Raw genomic sequence first — 16641 nt, 5'->3', positions numbered from 1 at the left:
GTATCCCACCCGTACCCGGCAGGAGGCGTCCCTTGGACGCGTTGTTGTTGTCGCGGATCCAGTTCGGATTCGTCATCAGTTTCCATGTGCTGTTCCCCGCCTTCACCATCGGTACTGCCAGCTGGCTGGCCTTCGTTGAATGGCGCTGGCTGCGCACGAAGTTGCCCATCTGGCGCGATCTCTACTTCTTCTGGCAGAAGATCTTCGCCGTGTCCTTCGGCATGGGCGTGGTCAGCGGCATCGTCATGGCCTTCCAGTTCGGCACCAACTGGCCGCGATTGAGCGAAGTGGCCGGCACCGTGATCGGCCCGCTGCTGACCTATGAAGTGCTGACCGCCTTCTTCCTGGAAGCCAGCTTCCTGGGCGTGATGATGTTCGGCTGGGGCCGGGTCTCGCCGCGCCTTCACTTCCTGTCCACCTGCATGGTGGCGCTGGGCACGCTGTTCTCCACCTTCTGGATCCTGTCGTCCAACAGCTGGCTGCATACGCCGGCCGGCTACGAAATGATCAACGGCATCGTGCACCCGGTGGACTGGTGGCAGGTGGTGTTCAACCCCTCCTTCCCGTACCGCTTGGCGCACATGGCGCTGGGCTCGTTCATCACCACCTGTTTCGTGATTGGTGGCGTGGGCGCCTGGTACCTGCGCAAAGGCACGCACGTCGAAGCCGGGCGGCGCATGCTGATTGCCGCCGTGGCCTTCGCCGCGCTGACCGTGCCGGTGCAGATCTTTGTTGGGGACATGCATGGCCTGAACACGCTGAAGCACCAGCCGATGAAGATCGCGGCGGTGGAGGCGCACTGGCACGAAAGCAAGCAAGGCGAGGGCGTGCCGCTGGTGGTGTTCGCCCTGCCCAACGAGAAAGAGCAGCGCAACGATTTCGAAGTGGCCATTCCCAAGCTGGGCAGCGTGATCCTGACCCATTCGCTGGATGGCACTTTCGATCCGCTGACTTCCGTGCCGGCCAGCGAGCGGCCGCCGGTGACGCCGGTGTTCTTCGCCTTCCGCATCATGGTCGGGCTGGGCACGCTGATGCTGCTGCTGGCCTGGGTCTCGGCGGTGCAGCTGTGGCGGAAGAAGCTGCTGCAGTCACCCTGGCTGCTGCGCGGCTGGAACTGGATGCTGCCCAGCGGCTTCATCGCGCTGGTATCCGGCTGGTTCGTCACCGAGATGGGGCGCCAGCCGTGGGTGGTCTACGGCGTGCTGCGTACCGCCGATGCGGTGGGCCCGCAGAGTGCGTGGATGACCGCGCTGTCGCTGGCGGTGTACGTGGTCGGCTATGCCTTCGTGTTCGGCTGGGGCATCTGGTACCTGGTGAAGATCCTGCGCCACGGTCCGCAGCCGTATGAAGAGGGGCCCTCGCTGGACCATGGCAGCCACACCCCGGCGCGGCCGCTGTCGGCCGCCGACGAACCGCTGGAGGAGCGCTGACATGGACCTGATGACCTGGCTGCCGGTGGCGTGGTTCGCGGTGATCGGCTTTGGCGTGCTGATGTACGTGGTGCTGGACGGCTTCGTCCTCGGCATCGGCATCCTCGCCCCGTTCGCCGAAGACGAGGAACAGCTGGACCTGATGATGAACACCGCCGCGCCCATCTGGGACGGCAACGAGACCTGGCTGGTGCTGGGCGGTGCCGGCCTGCTGGCGGCTTTTCCCAAGGCGTATGCGGTGCTGCTGTCGGCGCTGTACCTGCCGGTGCTGCTGCTGGTGGTGGCGCTGGTGTTCCGTGGCGTGGCCTTCGAATTCCGCTTCAAGGCGCACCGCTCGCGCCGGCTGTGGAGCGTGGCCTTCGGCCTGGGCTCGCTGCTGGCGACCTTCGCCCAGGGTGTCATCCTGGGCACGCTGGTGCAGGGCATCCCGCTGGTCGATGGCCGCTTCAGCGGCGGCGCGTTCACCTGGTTCAGCCCGTTCGCGATGCTGACCGGTGCGGCGCTGGTGGCCGGCTACGCGCTGCTGGGCAGCACCTGGCTGATCCTGAAGACCGAGGGCCGCGTGCAGGCGCTGGCGCGGCAGATGACCCGGCCGCTGGTGGCGGCGGTGATCGCGGCGATGGGCCTGGTCAGCAGCTGGCTGCCGTTCCTCGATTCGCGGCTGATGGATCGCTGGTTCAGTGACGGCAACTTCTGGTGGCTGTCGCCGGTGCCGCTATTGACCTTGGCGGTGGCCGCCGCGCTGTGGCGCAGCGCCACCCATCCGCGTCGCGACCTGCCGCCGTTCCTGCTCAGCCTGGCCCTGTTCGTGCTCGGCTTCGCTGGCCTGGTGCTGGGCATGTGGCCCTACCTGCTGCCGCCGTCGATGACGCTGTGGCAGGCCGCGGCACCGGCCTCGTCGCTGGGCTTCACCCTGGTGGGCCTGGTGGTGCTGCTGCCGGTCATCCTTGGCTACACCGCCTGGTCGTACCGGGTGTTCCGCGGCAAGGTGCGCGCCGACGCCGGCTACCACTGAATCGGGTGAACGGGGAGCGGCCGGTGACCGCTCCCCGTTTCGGTTTGTGAAACATGTATTCCCTGCGCGGGACGTGCTAGCGTTCGCACCTTTCCGGCCGCCAGGGGGGCTGCCGGCGACGTCCTGGACGGACGCACGGCTGCAGGAATGGGGGGCCGCCGCGCGTCGCCATGCTGTTGGCCCGTGCCTGTCTTCCGCCCATCCAAACATCACCGGTAATGATCGAATTTTCCGTAGTCGACTGGGCTGCCTGGGCACCCGGGCTGACCGAACGCAGCCAATGGATGGACTGGGCCCGCACGCCGTTCCTGCCACAGGGCGAGGGCACGCCTGCGCTGGCCGAAATTCCCGCCATGCAGCGGCGCCGCATCGAGCGCCTGGGCCGCATGGCCATCCAGACCGCCTGCTGGTGCGAAGACGGGCAGGGCGCCGACAGCCAGGTGCCGCTGGTGTTCGCCAGCCGCCACGGCGACGTGGCCCGTTCCATGGAACTGTTGGGCTCGCTGGCGGCCAACGAGCCGCTGTCGCCCACCGGCTTCGGGTTGTCGGTGCACAACGCCATCGCCGCGCTCTATTCCATCGCCCGCGGCCACCGCGGCAACTACCTGGCGCTGGCCGCCGGCCAGGCCACCGTGGAAGCGGCCTGCCTGGAAGCGGTGGGGCTGCTGGCCGATGGTGCGCCGGAAGTACGGATCGTGGTCTATGAATCGCCGTTGCCCGACGTTTACGCGGAATTCGCCGACGAACCCGACCCGTTCTTTGCCTGGTGCTGGCGTCTGGCGCCGGCGGACGCGGCCGGTACCGGCCTGCGCCTGGCCTGGCAGGCGGCCGAGGGCGCGCCGCAGACTGCCCCGGGCCTGCTGCCGCATGCGCTGGACCTGCACCGCTTCCTGCTCGGCCAGGGCGCCGGCCTGGAGCACGTCAGCCAGGGCCAGCGCTGGTGCTGGAGCCGCCGTGTCTGAGGCGCTGCGCCGCCTCGATCACGCCTGGCGGGTGTTCGGCACCGGCCTGAGCTTTGCTGCCTTCGGTGTGGGCGGGCTGCTGCTGGGCGTGTTCGTGATGCCGCTGTTGCTGCTGATGCGCGACCCGGTGGCGCGGCGGCGGCGTGCGCGGCGGGTGGTGCAGGGCGCGTTTGCCAGCCACGTCTGGCTGATGTGCCGCCTGGGGGTGATGACCCTGCACGTGGAAGGGCGCGAGCGCCTGCAGCGCGACGGCCTGCTGGTGCTGGCCAATCACCCCACGCTGATCGACGTGGTCTGCCTGATCGCGCTGCTGCCCAATGCCGACTGCGTGGTGAAGCGGGCCGTGGCCTGCAACCCGTTCATGCGCGGCCCGGTACGCGCCGCCGGCTACATCGCCAATGACGATGGCGCCGGGCTGGTGGATGACTGCGTGGCAGCCGTGCATGCCGGCGGCACCCTGGTCATCTTCCCCGAAGGCACCCGCACCGTGCCGGGCCAGCCGCTGCGCCTGCAGCGCGGCGCGGCCAACATTGCCGTGCGCGGCCGGCTGGACATCACCCCGGTGCGCATTACCTGCACCCCGCCCACGCTGACCAAGGGCCAGAAGTGGTATCGTGTGCCCTCACGTCGTTTTCACGTTCAGCTGCAGATCGGCGAAGATATCGCGATCGCGCCGTTCCTGGCCGAAGATGACTCGCCGAGGGGGGATGCCTTGGCGGCCCGTCGCGTCACCGACCACCTCACTCGTTATTTCGACCTGTCTGGAGATCCGACCCGTGCAAGCACTTGAGCACGAGATCAAGGAATTGATCATTTCCTCGCTGTCACTGGAGGACATCACGCCGGAGGACATCGATCCGACCGCGCCGCTGTTCGTTGAAGGCCTGGGCCTCGATTCGATCGATGCGCTGGAACTGGGCCTGGCGCTGCAGAAGAAGTACGGTGTCAGCCTCTCGGCCGACTCTGAAGAAACCCGTCGCCATTTCTCCAGCGTGCGCGCGCTCGGCGAGTTCGTCGCCGCCCGCCAGTCGTAAGGCGCAGGAACAGCCATGACCAAGAATGAACTTTTCGAGCGCATCGTCCGCATCCTGACCGACAGCTTCGAGATCGAGCCGGCCCGGATCACCCCGGAGGCGCGCCTGTATGACGACCTGGACATCGACAGCATCGATGCCGTCGACCTGATCGTGCAGCTGAAGCCGCTGCTGGGCCGCAACCTGCAGCCGGAAGCCTTCAAGGCCGTGCGCACCGTGCAGGACATCGTGGATGTCGTGCATGGCCTGCTGCCTGGTCAGGCTGCCGCCTGACCGCAGCGCAGAAGGCACGGCCATGGCTCGGGCACGCGTGGTCGTGGTGGCAGCGCTTTCGCTGGCCTACCCCGTGCTGGTGTACGCCGCGATGGGCCGCTTCGAGCCACGCTGGCTGTCGCTGCTGCTCTTCGGCCTGGCCCTGCTGCGCGCGCTGACCACCCGGCAACCGCTGTGGTGGGCCGCCGCCGCCGGTGCCGGCCTGCTGGCCGCGCTGGCCACCCTCCTCAACCAGGCGCTGCCGCTGAAGCTGTACCCGGCGCTGGTGAACGTGGTGATGCTGTGCGTGTTCGCCACCAGCCTGCGCTTCGGCCCGCCGCTGGTGGAGCGCCTGGCGCGCCTGCAGGAACCGGACCTGCCACCGTTCGCGGTGGTCTATACCCGTCGCGTCACCCAGGTGTGGTGCGGCTTTTTCGTTTTCAACGGAGGCCTGGCCCTGCTCACCGCGCTGTACGCGTCGGATCGGGTCTGGATGCTCTACAACGGACTGTTGGCGTACGTGATGATGGGCGTGTTGTTTGCAGGTGAATGGCTGGTGCGGCGGCGGGTGAAGGCGGCACATGCGCATGGCTGACTGGATCGCCCTGGACCGCCTGATGGTCGCCGCGCAGCCGGGTCGCCCGGTCGGTCTGTGTGGTGAGGTGGTGCTGGACCACAGCGCGCTGCGCCAGCGCGTGGTGGCCTGGCGTGATGCCTTCGCCGCAGCCGATGGCCGCGACTGGGCGCTGTACTTCGACGATGCCATCGCCTTCGCCGCGGCCCTGTTCGGCGCATGGCATGCCGGCAAGCGCGTGTTCCTGGCCGCCGACAACCTGCCGGCCACCCTGAAGGCGCTGCAGCCGCAGGTCGCAGGCTTTGCCGGCGACGTCTCGGCCGATTACCGGCCGCTGGTTCCCGCTGCTCCCACCGATGGTGCGCTGCACGCGCTGGATGAGCGCGGCTGCGAACTGTGCGTGTTCACCTCCGGCAGCACCGGCCAGCCCAGCGCGATCAGCAAGCGCATGGACCAGCTGGCGCGCGAGGTCGATGCGCTGCAGGCGGCCTTCGGTGCGCAGGTGGAGGGCGCACAGGTGCACGGCACCGTGTCTCACCAGCACATCTACGGCCTGCTGTTCCGCGTGCTGTGGCCGCTGGCGGCGGGGCGGCCGGTGCAGCCGCGGCGGTTCTTCCATGAAGATCTGGTGGCGACCCTGGCCGCGGCCGACAGCGTGCTGGTGGCGACCCCGGCGCACCTCAAGCGCCTGCCCGAACAACTGGACTGGGCCAGCCTGCATGGGCGCCTGCGCGCCGTGTTTTCCTCCGGCGGCCCGCTGCCCGAAGACGCCGCACGACAGGTGCGCGGCTGGCTGGGCGTGGCACCCACCGAGGTGTATGGCAGCAGCGAGACCGGCGGCATCGCCTGGCGCCGCTGGGATACCGACATGCCGCCGTGGCAGCCGCTGCCGGGCGTGCAGTGGCGCATTGAAGAGGGTTGCCTGGCCGTGGCCTCGGCGCACCTGGAGAGCGCCGACTGGTGGCGGACCCAGGATCGGGTGGAGGCCCTGGCCGATGGCCGCTTCCGCCTGCTGGGGCGTGCCGACCGCATCGTCAAGATCGAAGAGCGCCGGGTTTCCCTGGACGCGCTGGAACGCGCCCTGCGCGAAGACCCCGAAGTGGAGGATGCGCGCGTGCTGGTGCTGCAGGGGCACCGTGAACAACTGGCCGCCGTGGTGGTGCCCGCCGATCCGGCGCTGGCCGAGGCCGGTGACGCCGCGCGTCGCGCACTGGGCCAGCGGCTGGGCGCACGCCTGGCGCAGAGCCACGATGCGGTGACCCGCCCGCGCCGCTGGCGGCTGGTGCAGGTACTGCCGATCAATGCCCAGGGCAAGGTGACCCAGGCGGCGCTGGCGGCATTGTTCCAGCCGTCGATGCCGGTGCCGCAGTGGGACCAGCGCGGCGACGCCAGCGCGACCCTGCACATGACCCTGGACCCGGCGCTGCGTGCGTTCCAGGGCCACTTCCCGCAGGCGGCGATCCTGCCCGGCGTGGCCCAGCTGGATTGGGCGGTGCGCTTCGGCCGCCAGGCCTTCAACCTGCCAGGCGGCTTTGTGCGCATGGATGTGGTGAAGTTCCAGAAGGTGGCGCGGCCCGGCGATGAGCTGACCCTGCAGCTGGACTGGGATGCGCCGCGCGGCGTGCTGACTTTCCGCTACACCTCCCTGCACGGCGTGCATGCCAGCGGCAAGGTGATCCTGACCGATGCGCACTGAGCCGGCGCCGACCGGGGGCGCCTTCGCGCCGCTGGTGGTCATTCCCGTGTACGACCACGAACACGCCATCGGCGCCGTGGTGCAGGGCGTGCAGGCCGCGGGCCTGCCGTGCCTGCTGGTGGACGATGGATCATCGCCTGCGTGCGCGGCCGTGCTGCGCGCGTTGTCCACGCAGCCCGGCGTCGATCTGCTGCGGCTGGACCAGAACCAGGGCAAGGGCGGCGCCATGCTGGCCGGCTTTGCCGAAGCGGCCCGGCTCGGCTACAGCCACGTGCTGCAGATCGATGCCGACGGCCAGCATGACACCGGCGATCTGCCGCGCTTCATCGCCGCTGCCCGGGCCCGCCCGCAGGCGGTGATCTGCGGCATTCCCGCCTACGATGCCAGCGTGCCCAAGGCGCGCCTGTACGGTCGCTACGCCACCCATATCTGGGTCTGGATCAACACGCTGTCGCTGCACCTGCGCGACACCATGTGTGGCTTCCGGGTGTATCCGCTGCCGCCGGTGCTGGCCCTGGTCGGCCAGGAAACCATCGGCCGGCGCATGGATTTCGATACCGAAATCATGGTCCGCCTGTACTGGCGGCAGGTGCCGGTAGAGCACCTGGCCACGCGCGTGACCTATCCGGCCGATGGCGTGTCGCACTTCGATGTGTGGCGCGACAACGTGCGCATCAGCCGCATGCACACCCGCCTGTTCTTCGGCATGCTGCCGCGCGCGCCGCGCCTGCTGTGGCGCCGCCTGCGGGGCCAGGGCTGACATGGCGAGCACGCAGGACGCACCGCATTGGGCCGACATCGGCGAATCCACCTCGGTGGCCGGTGTGCTGTTCCTGTGCTGGGTGCACCGCTGGTTCGGGCGCTGGCCGTTCCACCTGTGCGTGTGGCCGGTGGTGGCCTGCCACTGGCTGGTCAACCGTGTCGGCCGCCAGGCGTCGATGCAGTACCTGCAGCGGCTGCAGGCGCACAGCGGCGCGCTGGGCCATGCGCCCACCTGGCGCGACAGCCTGCGCCACTTCTTCAGCTTCGCCGATACGCTGCTGGACAAGCTGCTGGGTCTGGGCGGGCGCTACCCGCCCGAACGCATCCACCTGCAGCGCGACCTGGTGCTGGGCAAGATCGCGCGCCGCGAAGGCGGCCTGATCCTGACCGCACATATCGGCTGCCTGGAACTGTGCCAGGTGCTGGCCGAACAGGTGCCCGGCTTCCGCATTACCGTGCTGGTCCACACCGCCCATGCGCAGCGCTTCAACCGCCTGCTGCAGCGGCTGGACCCGCTGGCCGCGGTGGAGCTGGTGCAGGTGACCGAAATGGGACCGGCCGCGGCAATGCTGCTGGCCGACAAGGTCGCTTCCGGTGGCTTCGTGGCCATCGTCGGTGATCGTGTGCCGGTGCAGGGCGGGCGCAGCGTGATGGCCGATTTCCTGGGCCACCGCGCACCGTTCCCGATCGGTGCCTACGTGCTGGCTTCTGCGCTGGCCTGCCCGGTCTACACCATGTCCTGCCTGCACGATGGCGATGGCTATCGCGTGGCGTTTGAACAGTTTGCCGAACGCGTGGTGCTGCCGCGCGGTTCGCGTGATGCCGCCCTGGCCGAACAGGCGCAGCGCTTCGCGCGCTGGCTGGAACTCCAGGTCATCCAGTCCCCGTTGGACTGGTTCAATTTCTTCCCCTTCTGGGATCAGGCCCCCCATGACGACTGACGCCGTACCCGTATGCCGTTTCGGTGATGCACCGCTGACCATTGAAGACGTGGTGGCGCTGGCCCAGCGCCAGCGCGAGGCCGCGCTGAGCGAAGCGCCGGCCTTCCGCGCGCACATCCAGCGCGGTGCCGATTTCCTCGACCGCCTGCTGCGCGAGGACGGGGTGATCTACGGCGTGACCACCGGCTACGGTGATTCGTGCACGGTGAACATTCCGCCGGCGCTGGTGGCCGAGCTGCCGCACCACCTGTACACCTACCACGGCTGCGGCCTGGGCCGTTACCTGGACCCGGCGGAAACGCGTGCCGTGCTGGCCGCGCGCCTGGCCTCGCTGGTGCGCGGCATGTCCGGCGTCAGCGTGCCGCTGCTGGAAGGCCTGGCCACCCTGCTGCAGCACGACGTGCTGCCGCTGATTCCGGCCGAAGGCTCGGTCGGCGCCAGTGGTGACCTGACCCCGCTGTCCTACGTGGCCGCCGTGCTGTGTGGCGAGCGCGAGGTGCTGTTCGAAGGCCAGGTGCAGGCGGCTGGTCCGGTGCTGGCGAAGATCGGCATGACCCAGCTGAAGCTGCGCCCGAAGGAAGGCCTGGCGATCATGAACGGCACCGCGGTGATGACCGGCCTGGCCTGCCTGGCCTGGCAGCGCGCCGACTACCTGGCCCGCATGGCCACGCGCCTGACCGCGTTCAATGTGTTGTCCAGCGACGGCAACGCGCACCACTTCGATGAAACCCTGTTCGCCGCCAAGCCGCACCCCGGCCAGGGCCGCATTGCCGCGCGCCTGCGCAGCGACCTGCACAGCGAGCGCCCGCCGCGCAACGAACAGCGCCTGCAGGACCGCTATTCGCTGCGCTGCGCGCCGCACGTGATCGGGGTGCTGGAAGACAGCCTGCCGTTCCTGCGCCAGCTGATCGAAACCGAACTGAACAGCGCCAACGACAACCCGCTGATCGATGCCGACGGCGAGCGCATCCTGCATGGCGGTCATTTCTACGGCGGCCACATCGCGCTGGCGATGGATACGCTGAAGAACACCGTGGCCAACGTGGCCGACCTGCTGGACCGGCAGCTGGCGCTGGTGGTCGACGCCCGCTACAACCACGGCCTGCCGGCCAACCTTTCGGCAGCCACCGGCCCGCGCGCGGCCATCAACCATGGCCTGAAGGCACTGCAGATCAGCGTGTCGGCGTGGACCGCCGAAGCCCTGAAGCAGACCATGCCGGCCAGCGTGTTCTCGCGTTCCACCGAATGCCACAACCAGGACAAGGTCAGCATGGGCACCATCGCCGCGCGCGACTGCCTGCGCGTGATCGAACTGACCGAGCAGGTGGTGGCGGCCATGCTGATCGCCGCCCGCCAGGGCCTGGCCCTGCGCGAACGGGTTGGTCTGAACGCGCAGCTGCATGGCAGTCTGGCCGACATGTACGCCGACCTGGGGCAGCGCATCGCCCTGGTCGAAGAAGACCGCGCGCTGGATCGCGAACTGCGGGAACTGCTGGTGGAGATCCGCGCGCAACGCTGGGAACTGTATGCCGGTGAATGAACACACGGAACTGGTCGGGGAAATCACCCTGACCCCCGCCTTCCATGACTGCGATCCGATGAACGTGGTCTGGCACGGCAACTACTTCAAATATTTCGAGATCGCGCGCTGCGCGCTGCTCGGCCGCTACGACTACGACTACCCGCAGATGCTCGAATCGGGCTACCTGTGGCCGGTGGTCGATGCGCGGGTGAAGTACGTGCGGCCGCTGTTGTTCAACCAGCCGCTGCGCGTCGTCGCGCGCATCGTGGAATGGGAGAACCGGCTGAAGATCGAGTACGAAATCTTCGATGCGGGCAGCGGCCAGCGCTTGACCCGTGCAATGACCATCCAGGTCGCGGTGGACGCGGCCAGCAAGGAAATGCTGTACCAGTGCCCGCCGGTGCTGTGGCAGCGCCTGGGAGTGCCTGCACCATGAAGACCCTGTTCACTGTTCCGCGCGCGCTGCTGTGCGCGCTGTTGCTGGCCGCCGCGCCGCTGGCCCAGGCCGCCGACCCGGCGGTGGATGCGATCACCCAGGCGGTGGCGCGGCCAGACGTGCTGCGTGGCCAGTTCACCCAGGAAAAGCAGGTCAGCGGCTTCAAGAACCCGCTGCGTTCGCAGGGCCAGTTCGTGGTCGCGCGCCAGCACGGCGTCATCTGGACCACGCTCAAGCCCTTCCCCTCGGAAGTGGTGGTCACCGCCGACCGCATCCTCAGCCGCCAGCGCGACGGCAGCACCCGGGTCGAACTGGATGCGCGGCAGCAGCCGGCCATGCGCTCGGTGAACGCGATCATGTTCGCGCTGATGAGCGGTGACGTGCAGGCGCTGTCCAGCCAGTTCAACGTGCAGGCCAGCCGCGAAGGGCAGGGCTGGAAACTGAAGCTGACCCCGAAGTCGGCGATGCTGGCCAAGGCCTTCGAATCGCTGACCCTGCAGGGCGACCGCTACGTGCGCCAGGTGCAGATCGTGGAGGCCAACAAGGACCGCACGCAGATCCAGTTCAGCGCGTTGAGCGAAGCACCGGGCACGCTGAATGCCGACGAGGCGCGCCGCTTTGACTGATCTGGGAAGCGCGAACGGAGCGGACCGCCTGCGCCGCTGGTGGCACTGGCTCGGCATTGCCTGGCTGCTGGTGCTGCTGGTGCTGGGCGTGCAACAGTGGCGGCTGTGGAGCGAACAGTCGCGGATCGACACCGACATCCTGGCGCTGTTGCCGCAGGATGCACACGATCGCCTGTTGAGTGATGTCACCCGGCGCATTGCCGATGGCAGCTCGCGCCAGGTGGTGGTGCTGCTGGGCAGTACCGATGGCGCCGCCGCCAAGCGCGCGCAGGCCGCCTTCGCCAAGGCGATGGCCGGCGATGCCGACAGCGGGCTGCTGGTCCCCAGTGGCTCGATCGAAGGTTGGTTCGATGAAGCGCGCGCGTTCTACGCGCCGTACCGCGACCGCCTGCTGACCCCAGGCCAGCGCGAACAGTTGCAGCAGGCCGAACCGGGTGCGCTGGCAGAACAGGCCTTGGGCGCGCTGTACGGGCCGATGGGCGCACCGCGGCTGACCGAGTGGCGGCAGGACCCGCTGTCGCTGTGGCCGCAGTGGTGGCAGCAGCAGGCACAGGGCTCGGGCCTGCGCCTGGGCGATGATGGCCTGCTGGAAGCCGAAGGCAAGCACTGGGCCGCGCTGCAGTTCGATACGCCGGGCTCGGCGTTCCAGCTTGATGGCGAACGTCATATCGATGGCCTGCTGGAACGTGCCGGCCAGGCCGCCAAGGCGGCTGCACCGGATCTGGAGATCCTGCACGCCGGCGTGCCGTTGCATGCCGAAGCCGCGGCCGTACAGGCCAACCAGGAAATCAACACCATCGGCTGGGGCTCGCTGGCCGCCGTGCTGCTGCTGGTCTGGCTGGCGTTCCGTTCGCTGCGCCCGATCCTGCTGGTGGCCGCCTCGCTGCTGATCGGCTGTGGCGTGGCGCTGGCGGTCACCGTGCTGGTGTTCGGCAAGGTACACGTGCTGACCCTGGTGTTCGGTGCATCGCTGGTGGGCGTGGCCGAGGACTACGGCATCCACTGGTTCGCCTCGCGCCAGGCCGAACCGGCGGACCGCCGCTGGAAGCTGCTGCGGCACCTGCTGCCCGGCTTGTGGCTGGCCCTGCTGACCAGCGCGCTGGCCTACCTGGCACTGGGCCTGGCCCCGTTCCCCGGCCTGCGGCAGATGGCGCTGTTCTCGGTGGTGGGCCTGGCCGCCGCGTTCCTGACGGTGATCTTCTGGTTCCCGTGGCTGGACGGCGGTGACATCCGCCAGACGCGTTTCTCGCAGTGGCTGGGCAACACCCTGGAGCGCTTCCCGCGCCTGCATGGCACGCGCCCGGTCACGCTGTTGATCGTGGCCGCACTGGCGCTGTCGGCCATCGGCATCGCGCGTCTGCAGAGCAACGACGATCTGCGCAGCCTGCAGTCATCGCCGCCGGCCCTGATGGCCGAACAGATCCGCCTGAGCCAGTTGCTGGGCATGCCCAGCCCGGCGCAGTTCTACCTGGTGCAGGGCGAAGATGACGCACAGCTGCTGCAGCGCGAAGAAGCGCTGACCGAGCGCCTGCGCGTGCTGGCCCACGACAAGCGCATCGGTGGCTACCGTGCGATCAGCGATTGGCTGCCGTCGCCGGCGCGCCAGCAGGCCGATGCCGCACTGACCGCGAAGGTCGAACCGGGCGTGTTGTCGGCGGTGGGCGAAGCGGTGGGCGAACCGCTGCCGCGCCCGGATTTCGCTGCCGGTCCGCTGACCGCGCAGGCGTTCCTGGCCTCGCCGGCATCCAAGCCGTTCCGCCACCTGTGGGTGGGCAGCGTGGGCGGGCAGAAGGTCAGCGTGGTGATGGTGGACGACCTGTCGCGTGCCGATGCACTGGCTACCCTGCAGGGCGCGGCCGAAGGCCTGCCCGGCGTGCGCTGGGTCGATCGCACCGCCGATTTCTCCAAGCTGCTGGGCCACTACCGCAAGCTGATGGGCGGCCTGCTGCTGGTCGGCATCGCGCTGGTGTTCGGCGCGCTGTGGCTGCGCTATCGCCGCCAGGCTTGGCGGGTGTTCGCACCCACCCTGATTGCCGGTGCGCTCACCCTGGGCCTGCTGGGCCTGTTCGGGCAGCCGCTGCAGCTGTTCAACGTGCTGGCGCTGATGCTGCTGCTGGGCATGGGCATCGACTACGGCATCTTCCTGATCGAGCACCGCGGCGATGCCAGTGCCTGGCTGGCGGTGTGCGTGGGCGCGGCCAGCACCTGGCTGTCGTTCGGCCTGCTTGGCCTGTCGCAGACCCCGGCGCTGCGCGCGTTCGGGCTCACCCTGCTGTTCGGCATCGGCCTGGTCTGGCTGATCTCGCCGCTGTTCCGGCCACCGCCGCACGACCTGCCGCCGGCATGACGCCGGCACCGCCGTATTCCCTTCTTTCCACCTGATCGAGCAACAAGGACGCACCGATGAACACTGCTGTGGATGCTGTCGAACGTACTGAAATCCTGATCATCGGTGCCGGTCCCGCCGGTTCGGTGGCCGCCGCGATGCTGCGCCAGCAGGGGCGCCAGGTGCTGATGCTGGAGCGCCAGCAGTTCCCGCGCTTCTCGATCGGCGAAAGCCTGCTGCCGCAGAGCATGGAATACATTGAAGCGGCCGGCCTGCTGCAGGACGTGGTGGAAGCGGGGTTCCAGTACAAGAACGGTGCGGCCTTCGTGCACGGTGAAGCGCGCACGGCCTTCGATTTCCGCCAGAAGTTCTCGCCGGGCTGGGGCACCACCTACCAGGTGCAGCGCGCCGACTTCGACAACGTGCTGGCGCGTGGCGCCGAGCGCATGGGCACCACGCTGCGCTTCGGCGATGAAGTGCTGGCGGTCGAGCCGGGCGAACAGCCGGTGGTGAGCGTGCGCCGTCCCGACGGCAGCGAGTACCGCATCCAGGCCGACTTCATCCTTGATGCCTCCGGCTTCGCACGCCTGCTGCCGCGCCTGCTGGACCTGGAATCGCCGTCGAACTTCCCGGTGCGCGGGGCGATCTTCTGCCACGTGCGCGACAACATTCCGGCCGAGGCCGATTTCGACCGCAACAAGATCCTGATCACCACCCACCCCGAGCACATCGACGTCTGGTACTGGACCATTCCGTTCTCCAACGGCTGCTGCTCGCTGGGCGTGGTAGCCGAACCGTCGTTCTTCGAACGCTACGAGGGCGACGATCTGCAGAAGCTGCAGGCCATCGTGGGCGAAGACCCGAACCTGACCCGCCTGCTGGCCAACGCCGAATGGGCGGTGCTGCCGGTGCGCCGCATCACCGGCTATTCGGCCAATGTCAGCTCGCTGTGGGGCCCGGGTTACGCGCTGCTGGGCAATGCCGGCGAGTTCCTCGATCCGGTGTTCTCCTCCGGCGTCACCATCGCCTTCAAGTCGGCGCAGCTGGCCAGCGAATGCCTGAAGCGCCGCTACGCCGGTGAAACCGTCGATTGGGAAGCGGAGTTCTCCATTCCCCTGCGCGCGGGCGTGAAGACCTTCCGCCGCTTCGTCGAAGCCTGGTACCAGGGCGGTTTCCAGAAAATCATCTACCACCCCGAGCAGCAGCCTGCCGTGCGCGACATGATCAGCTCCATCCTGGCCGGCTATGCGTGGGATACCAAGAACCCGTACGTGGCCGATGACAGCGGCCGCCGCATGCGTGTGCTGGAGGAATTGTGCAGCGCCTGATCGTCCGTTTCACGGCCGTGCTGCTGTGCGTGCTGCTGGCCGCCTGTGCCAGCCGCATGCCGCGGCCCCTGGTCGAACTGCCGCCGCTGCGCCTGCCGCCGGCCAGTCTGCCGGCGCCGCTGGCGCTGCAGCAGCAGTTGCATTTCCGTTTCGGCAGCCACGAGCGCGACCTGGATGCGCTGCTGGAAGCCGATGCCCAGCAGGTGCAGTTGGCGGTGCAGGCCATGGGCCAGACCGGCGTGCGCCTGCAGTGGGATGGCCAGCAGCTGACCCAGCAGCGCGCGCCGTGGCTGCCGCCGCAGGTGCGTGCCGAACGCGTTCTGGACGACCTGCAGTTCGCGCTGTGGCCGACCGCCGCGATTGCCGCGGCGTTGCCGGCGGGTTGGCAGGTGGCCGACGACGGCCAGCAGCGCACGCTCTCACGCGACGGCACGGTGTGGCTGCTGCTGCAGCGCCGCGCCGATGGCAGCGTGGAACTGGACAACCGCGCCGAGGGTTACGCCCTGCGCATTGAATCGATCGACATGGCCGGGCAGCACGAATGACCGCACCGATTTTCCTGAACGACCTGGGCGTGGTCTGCGCGCTGGGCGCGGGCCGCGCCGAGGTGGCCGCCGCGCTGTTCGCCGATGCCCCGGGTGGGCTCAGCGACAACCACACCCTGCTGCCGGGGCAGACCCTGGCACTGGGTGAAGTGCGCACGCCGTTGCCGGCGCTGGACGATCTGCCGGTCGCCCTGCGCGGCCGCAACAATGCGCTGCTGGACGTGGCGCTGGCACAGATCGCGCCGTCGGTTGCCGCGGCCATTGCCCGCTATGGCGCATCGCGCGTGGCGGTGGTGCTGGGCACCAGCACCTCGGGCATCGGTGAATCCGAACAGGCGCTGCGCACCCGCGCCGAGCAGGGCCACTGGCCCGAAGGTTTCGATTACGCGCAACAGGAAATGGGCACCGCCGCCCAGTTCGTGCGCCAGCGCAGCGGCGCGCAGGGCCCGGCATGGACGCTGTCCACCGCCTGTTCGTCCAGCGCCAAGGCACTGATGTCGGCCGCGCGCATGCTGCGCACCGGTGTTGTCGACGCCGTCATCGCCGGTGGCGCCGATTCGCTGTGCCGTTTCACCGTGGCCGGTTTCAGCGCACTGGAATCGGTATCGGCGCAGCGCTGCAATCCGTTCTCGCAGCACCGCAGTGGCATCAACATCGGCGAAGGCGCCGCGCTGTTCCTGCTGACCCGCGAGCCGGGCGGCGTGCGGCTGGCCGGCTGGGGTGAATCGGCCGATGCGCACCACATGTCCGCACCCGATCCGCAGGGCCTGGGTGCCATCGACGCGCTGCAGCAGGCCTTGCAGCGTGCCGGCTGGGCCGCGCAGGAGGTCGACTACGTGAACCTGCACGGCACCGCCACCGGCCACAACGACGCCATGGAAAGCCGGGCGGTAGCGCAGGTGCTGGGTACCAGCGTGCCGGCCAGTTCCACCAAGCCGCTGACCGGGCACACGCTGGGCGCGTCCGGCGCGATCGAAGCCGCGCTGTGCTGGATCGTGCTGGCCGACAACCCGCAGCAGCAGCTGCCGCCGCACTGGTGGGACGGCGTGGCCGACCCGGCGCTGCCGGCGCTGCCGCTGGTGGCGCCCGGTACGCGCACGGCGCAGGCACCGCGGCGCGCCCTCAGCAATTCTTTCGCCTTCGGTGGCAGCAACGCCGTGCTGGCGCTGGAGCGCCTGTGAGCCGGCCGCTG

General features: G+C 68.9%; 17 protein-coding genes. All 17 read left to right on the top strand.

Annotation, left to right across the window (positions count from 1 at the left end):
• Positions 1 to 32 precede the first annotated feature (32 nt).
• The 17 genes from IAE58_RS08610 (at position 33) to IAE58_RS08530 (ending at position 16630) form a co-directional block, all read left to right on the top strand.
• On the top strand, positions 33 to 1430 hold the full coding sequence (locus tag IAE58_RS08610; RefSeq protein ID WP_199932962.1) for a cytochrome ubiquinol oxidase subunit I: 1398 nt from the start codon (positions 33 to 35) through the stop codon (positions 1428 to 1430).
• Position 1431: 1 nt separating this feature from the next.
• The gene (gene cydB / locus IAE58_RS08605; RefSeq protein ID WP_108770455.1) at positions 1432 to 2445 is read left to right on the top strand and encodes a cytochrome d ubiquinol oxidase subunit II; all 1014 of its coding nucleotides are present in this window, start codon (positions 1432 to 1434) and stop codon (positions 2443 to 2445) included.
• Between the two features lie 218 nt (positions 2446 to 2663).
• Positions 2664 to 3407 (top strand): beta-ketoacyl synthase chain length factor, encoded by a 744-nt coding sequence (locus tag IAE58_RS08600; RefSeq protein ID WP_199932961.1) that lies wholly within the window; start codon positions 2664 to 2666, stop codon positions 3405 to 3407.
• Positions 3400 to 4197, top strand: coding sequence for a lysophospholipid acyltransferase family protein (locus IAE58_RS08595; RefSeq protein WP_108751325.1), 798 nt, complete (start codon positions 3400 to 3402; stop codon positions 4195 to 4197). The genes IAE58_RS08600 and IAE58_RS08595 overlap by 8 nt, the downstream gene beginning before the upstream one ends.
• On the top strand, positions 4184 to 4441 hold the full coding sequence (locus tag IAE58_RS08590; RefSeq protein ID WP_005411610.1) for a phosphopantetheine-binding protein: 258 nt from the start codon (positions 4184 to 4186) through the stop codon (positions 4439 to 4441). Before IAE58_RS08595 ends, IAE58_RS08590 begins: the two co-directional genes overlap by 14 nt.
• A 15-nt stretch (positions 4442 to 4456) precedes the next feature.
• Complete coding sequence (locus IAE58_RS08585) at positions 4457 to 4714, top strand: acyl carrier protein (RefSeq protein WP_108751324.1); 258 nt, start codon at positions 4457 to 4459, stop codon at positions 4712 to 4714.
• Between the two features lie 22 nt (positions 4715 to 4736).
• A complete protein-coding gene (locus IAE58_RS08580) occupies positions 4737 to 5288 on the top strand; it encodes a hypothetical protein (protein ID WP_108754899.1) in 552 nt (183 codons plus the stop codon).
• The gene (locus IAE58_RS08575; RefSeq protein WP_199932960.1) at positions 5281 to 6963 is read left to right on the top strand and encodes an AMP-binding protein; all 1683 of its coding nucleotides are present in this window, start codon (positions 5281 to 5283) and stop codon (positions 6961 to 6963) included. Before IAE58_RS08580 ends, IAE58_RS08575 begins: the two co-directional genes overlap by 8 nt.
• Positions 6953 to 7723: a glycosyltransferase family 2 protein gene (locus IAE58_RS08570; RefSeq protein ID WP_199932959.1), complete on the top strand. Its 771-nt coding sequence runs from the start codon at positions 6953 to 6955 to the stop codon at positions 7721 to 7723. Before IAE58_RS08575 ends, IAE58_RS08570 begins: the two co-directional genes overlap by 11 nt.
• Position 7724: 1 nt before the next feature.
• Positions 7725 to 8666, top strand: a complete 942-nt coding sequence (locus IAE58_RS08565) for an acyltransferase (protein WP_199932958.1) — start codon at positions 7725 to 7727, stop codon at positions 8664 to 8666.
• Entirely contained in the window at positions 8656 to 10206 is a 1551-nt protein-coding gene (locus IAE58_RS08560) for an aromatic amino acid ammonia-lyase (RefSeq protein WP_199932957.1), read from the top strand. The genes IAE58_RS08565 and IAE58_RS08560 overlap by 11 nt, the downstream gene beginning before the upstream one ends.
• Positions 10193 to 10624 carry an acyl-CoA thioesterase gene (locus IAE58_RS08555; protein WP_199932956.1) on the top strand — a complete coding sequence of 144 codons (432 nt, stop codon included), beginning with the start codon at positions 10193 to 10195 and terminating at the stop codon, positions 10622 to 10624. Before IAE58_RS08560 ends, IAE58_RS08555 begins: the two co-directional genes overlap by 14 nt.
• Positions 10621 to 11250 (top strand): outer membrane lipoprotein carrier protein LolA, encoded by a 630-nt coding sequence (locus tag IAE58_RS08550; protein WP_199932955.1) that lies wholly within the window; start codon positions 10621 to 10623, stop codon positions 11248 to 11250. The genes IAE58_RS08555 and IAE58_RS08550 overlap by 4 nt, the downstream gene beginning before the upstream one ends.
• The gene (locus IAE58_RS08545) at positions 11243 to 13597 is read left to right on the top strand and encodes an MMPL family transporter (RefSeq protein WP_199932954.1); all 2355 of its coding nucleotides are present in this window, start codon (positions 11243 to 11245) and stop codon (positions 13595 to 13597) included. The genes IAE58_RS08550 and IAE58_RS08545 overlap by 8 nt, the downstream gene beginning before the upstream one ends.
• Before the next feature lie 56 nt (positions 13598 to 13653).
• Positions 13654 to 14904: an NAD(P)/FAD-dependent oxidoreductase gene (locus tag IAE58_RS08540; RefSeq protein WP_108754571.1), complete on the top strand. Its 1251-nt coding sequence runs from the start codon at positions 13654 to 13656 to the stop codon at positions 14902 to 14904.
• Positions 14892 to 15449: a DUF3261 domain-containing protein gene (locus IAE58_RS08535; RefSeq protein WP_199932953.1), complete on the top strand. Its 558-nt coding sequence runs from the start codon at positions 14892 to 14894 to the stop codon at positions 15447 to 15449. Before IAE58_RS08540 ends, IAE58_RS08535 begins: the two co-directional genes overlap by 13 nt.
• Positions 15446 to 16630, top strand: a complete 1185-nt coding sequence (locus IAE58_RS08530) for a beta-ketoacyl-[acyl-carrier-protein] synthase family protein (protein WP_199932952.1) — start codon at positions 15446 to 15448, stop codon at positions 16628 to 16630. Before IAE58_RS08535 ends, IAE58_RS08530 begins: the two co-directional genes overlap by 4 nt.
• The last annotated feature ends 11 nt before the right edge of the window (positions 16631 to 16641 follow it).

The organism is Stenotrophomonas sp. S49 (assembly GCF_016624905.1).
Taxonomy (GTDB): Bacteria; Pseudomonadota; Gammaproteobacteria; order Xanthomonadales; family Xanthomonadaceae; genus Stenotrophomonas.
The sequence above is the reverse complement of the archived record's forward strand: the minus strand, read 5'-3'. Positions and strand labels throughout refer to the sequence as shown.